Source organism: Magnetococcales bacterium (assembly GCA_015231175.1).
GTDB lineage: Bacteria > Pseudomonadota > Magnetococcia > Magnetococcales > DC0425bin3 > HA3dbin3.
Genome location: JADGBZ010000090.1, coordinates 1 through 3874 on the forward strand (window position 1 = coordinate 1; position 3874 = coordinate 3874).

Annotated in this window: 3 protein-coding genes and 1 pseudogene; all 4 read right to left on the minus strand. The window is 58.9% G+C overall.

From position 1 onward, the window contains the following. Window positions 1-232 precede the first annotated feature (232 nt). On the minus strand, window positions 233-1915 hold the full coding sequence (locus HQL63_14085; GenBank protein MBF0177958.1) for a DEAD/DEAH box helicase: 1683 nt from the start codon (window positions 1913-1915) through the stop codon (window positions 233-235). Window positions 1916-2308: 393 nt separating this feature from the next. Further along, window positions 2309-2794 (minus strand): annotated as a pseudogene (locus HQL63_14090) (hypothetical protein). 24 nt (window positions 2795-2818) lie between these two features. Then, a complete protein-coding gene (locus tag HQL63_14095) occupies window positions 2819-3685 on the minus strand; it encodes an ATP-binding protein (GenBank protein ID MBF0177959.1) in 867 nt (288 codons plus the stop codon). Next, window positions 3685-3874, minus strand: a 190-nt coding sequence (locus tag HQL63_14100; GenBank protein ID MBF0177960.1) for a hypothetical protein, incomplete at its 5' end; no start/stop codon positions are given. The genes HQL63_14100 and HQL63_14095, both read right to left, overlap by 1 nt.

Below are 3874 nucleotides of genomic sequence, written 5' to 3' on the forward strand. Positions count from 1 at the left end.
ATGGATGTCACTCCCAATAGTTTTGCTTTTGATAAGGCCTTTACAGATCCGGCCAGATGAATCAAAACCAGTTCTGGCGACCGGTGCAGAATCTTGCTGAAAATCCTTCTCTCCCGCTCTGGCAGCTCATCCAGCGCAACCCGATGCCCCTTCACGCCCGATGGCAAAGAGAAAAATCCGCGTTTGGGGTCGTGCCAAGTGGTGCGCTGCCTTGTCCATACCGGGATGGCCATCACGCCACCTCTGCCAGATGCTGCTGGTCGGCCTTGAATACCAACTCCTGGATGGCCCGCCGGTTGAACCGGAAGGTCAACAAGGCCGAAGCCTGATAGCGGGTCAGGTTGTGGTCGTTGCGATATTCCACCGGGAGATATTGCAACTGCCGCTCGGTGGGTGGCTCATGCACCCAGCGTTTGGTTTTGTGCGCCGAGTCGGCGGTCTCATGGTCGTTGAGCCAGTCGTCCGACGCTGCCAGGCAGACGATGCGTTCGCCGATGGAGAGCAGACGGACCGGAGTGCCACTGGCACCGCCCACTGCGTACCAGCGACCATTGAGAAAGAAGATCCCGCTCCAGGCGGTGAAGCCGTTGGCCAACAGGGCCGCGTCATCACCGAAGAGATCCACCCACAGGAAACAGGAGCGGGCCAACAGGTCGACCTCCGTCATGATGAAGTCGCTGATGGCTTCCGGCCCCCCGCCCTCATCTTCCATCCGTTCCCAGACGTGTCCGCAAAGAGGGCATTCCCTAACGGCCAGGGGAACGGTGGCCTCGCATTCCGGGCACTCTTTGGTGGGAGCCTCCCCGGTGCCGGTGCGGCCATCCAAATCCACGTCCTGCTCCAGAGAACCGTGCAGCAGGGTAGAGATGCCGAAATCCAAAACGATGCAGTCTGTTTTAACGACCCCTGGGTGTTCGTTGGGGTCTACTGTCCGCAGACCCCGGCCCACCATCTGGATGAGGGTGGATTTGTACGAACTGGGCCGGAGCAGCACGACGCAGGAGGTGGGTGGATGGTCCCACCCCTCTGTCAGCACGGCCACGTTGACCACCAGTTGGGCATCGCCTTTTTCAAACCGCCGCAGCACTGCCCGTCGTTCGCCGTCGGGCAACTCGCCGTGAACCAGAACCGCACTCTCCCCTGAGGCGTTGAAAGCGTCCGTGACGTTCCTGGCATGGTCCACGGTGGAGCAGAACACCACGGTCTGGCGGTGCCCGGCCTGCTCTTTCCAGTGCCGGATGACCGCTTCGGTGACTGGAGACTTGTTCATGATCCGGTCAACTTCGGCCATGTCGAAATCGTCGGCGGTACGTTTCACCTGGCGCAGGGCATCTCCTGTTCCAACGTCGATGACGAAGGTGCGGGGCGGCACCAAGTGGCCGGAGCGAATCAACTCGCCCAAACGCACTTGGTCGGCCACGTTGGAAAAGATGGGGCGCAACCCCTTTTTGTCTCCCCTCATGGGGGTGGCCGTCACCCCGTAAATGCGACACTGCGGATTGCGATCCCTGGCGGTATCGATGATGCGACGATAGCCCGCCGCCGCTGCGTGGTGGGCCTCGTCGATCACCAGCAGATCCAGCGACGGCATGTTGTCCAGATTGCTTTGCCGCGCCAGGGTGGGAACCATGGCAAAGGTGGTCCGTCCCTGCCACGACTTGGATTCCGCATCCACTACGGAGGTGGAGAGACCGGGGTTGACCCGGCTGAACTTGGTCATGTTCTGCCGAGTCAACTCATCCCGATGGGCCAGAACACAGGCTTTTCCACCATCAACCAGCATCCGTCCGACGACGGCGGACAGCATGATGGTCTTGCCGGCCCCTGTTGGGGCTACCGCCAGTGTGTTGCCATGCTCGTGGAGGGCCTCCACCGACCGATCCACAAAAACCTGTTGCCTGGGCCTGAGAATCATCCCCTGTCTCCCTGATTACTGCGCCCACGTCGGGCGGGTGAAAGTGCCACCAGCGTTCTGCGCCTGGGCAGGTGCCTGCTGCTGCGGTTGAAACCCGTTGGTGGCGGTTGCCGGTTGCTGCTGGGGTTGGAACCCGGTCGGTGCCGGAGTCTGCGCCTGGGGTTGCGTCTGCGTCTGAAACGCAGACTGGGGTTGCGCCTGCGTTTGAGCGGGAGCCTGCGCCGGTGCCTGGAACACAGCCGGAGCCTGTGCCGGAGGTTGAAAAGTGGCCGGACCCTGTGCCGAAGGCTGAAACCCGGACTGGGCATGACCGCCCCCGGCCGCCGGACGGAACGAGGTGGACGGTTGAAATCCTGCCGACGCCACCGGGACCGCCCCGGATTGGAAGGCGGAATACTCCTTATGGTCCGGGGTGACGGCAAACTTGATGACATTCTTGGGCTGATCATTTTGATCCTTCTCCACATCAATCTTGGCCAAAAACTCGATGCCATCCAGATCGGCAAACCCACGAATACGGCGGGCCTCCATGGCACGCGGGGTAGTGTCCTTGTCCGACAGTCCGTGCGCAGAGTTGAGAATGCCACGGATGAAAGCCCGCCCCATGTTGCTCCACTCAACTCCTTTGGGACTGTAAAGACCAATCAGGCTCCAGATCTTGCGTTTGGCGAATTCCCCTTGGGTCACCACAAACTCGCAGTTCAGGTAGACCGCATCGCTTTCTTTGGCGCGGGTGGCATAGCCACCGGTCCAACCCTGAATGTGGTCGTCCAGACCACCAGGTTTGATTGTCATGCGCACAGGTGCAACAACCCCCTTCGGAATAAGATCAAAGTTGTTCTGCGCGTCGGCGTCATTGAAGTCGTTCCATGCTGGCATTTGAAAATCTCCTATGTGATGTCGTTAGTTGGTTACGGTATTGGCCTCGGCGGGAGCCGGTTGGCCGTATTCAAGACGTTCCTGGATGGGACGCACCGGACCACTGATTTTGGCCATAAGACGTCCAAGGTGCGGCTCCTCGACCATGTTCAGTCGCCCAGAACGATCTTTGGCAGGCAGTCCCCAAGGGTTGAGGGTATGGCAGATCAAGGCACGAAAAAGCCGTCCTTCTGAATCTGCCAGTTCCGTCATGGTGATCACCTGATCTACGATGCCTGGCAGTTCCAGACCGGTTTTGCTGCCTTCAATCTGCGGCGCAAAGTACCGCTTGTTGAAGTCGTCAAACTTCTCATCCAGGATGCCGACAAAGAAAATGTTCTTCCCCCTGGTGTGCTGAAGATGGGTCAGCCAAGCTATCATCTCCTGGCCATGCAGGCCGTAGGCACCTCGCAAGTCCGGTTTGCCACTTTTTTCTGAAAATGCCTGCGGTTGACCTTTGCACCAGTGGAAGCAGAGCCGCCCGGCCACGGTCAACGAATCGACGAAGATGGTCTGGTACTTGTCCAGGATCCTGGGATCGCCGAACTGGGCACAGACCGCGTCATAATGGGCCTGGCTGAAATACTGATCGTTGCGCAGGGCCGGATTGGGACCGCCGATAAAGACGGCAAAATCCCGACAGGCATCCCAGGTACGGGGACGAATGGTGTCCCCTGGCCAACCTTCTACGGCCAAATCACCAGCCTCCAGGTCAAAAAACAAAGTGGTCAACGGATCCAAAGACCACAGCAACGAGGTCTTGCCAATACCTGATTTCCCGAAAATTGACCCTTTGATGCCACGAAACTCAGCCATGCGCTGTTCAGCACTAATGATGAACGGGACTCCCATTACAACACCTCCTGTTTGTTCCGGTTTGAGTTGATCGAAAACTTGTTGAAATTCATGGCATCGGCCAGTGGAGCCATCGCAGGGTCAAGAGCCCACAGCAGGGTGGTTTTGCCAATGCCCGACTTTCCGAAAATGCACGCCTTGATGCCACGCCGTTCGGCCATGCGTTGGTCAGCGGTAATGATGGGG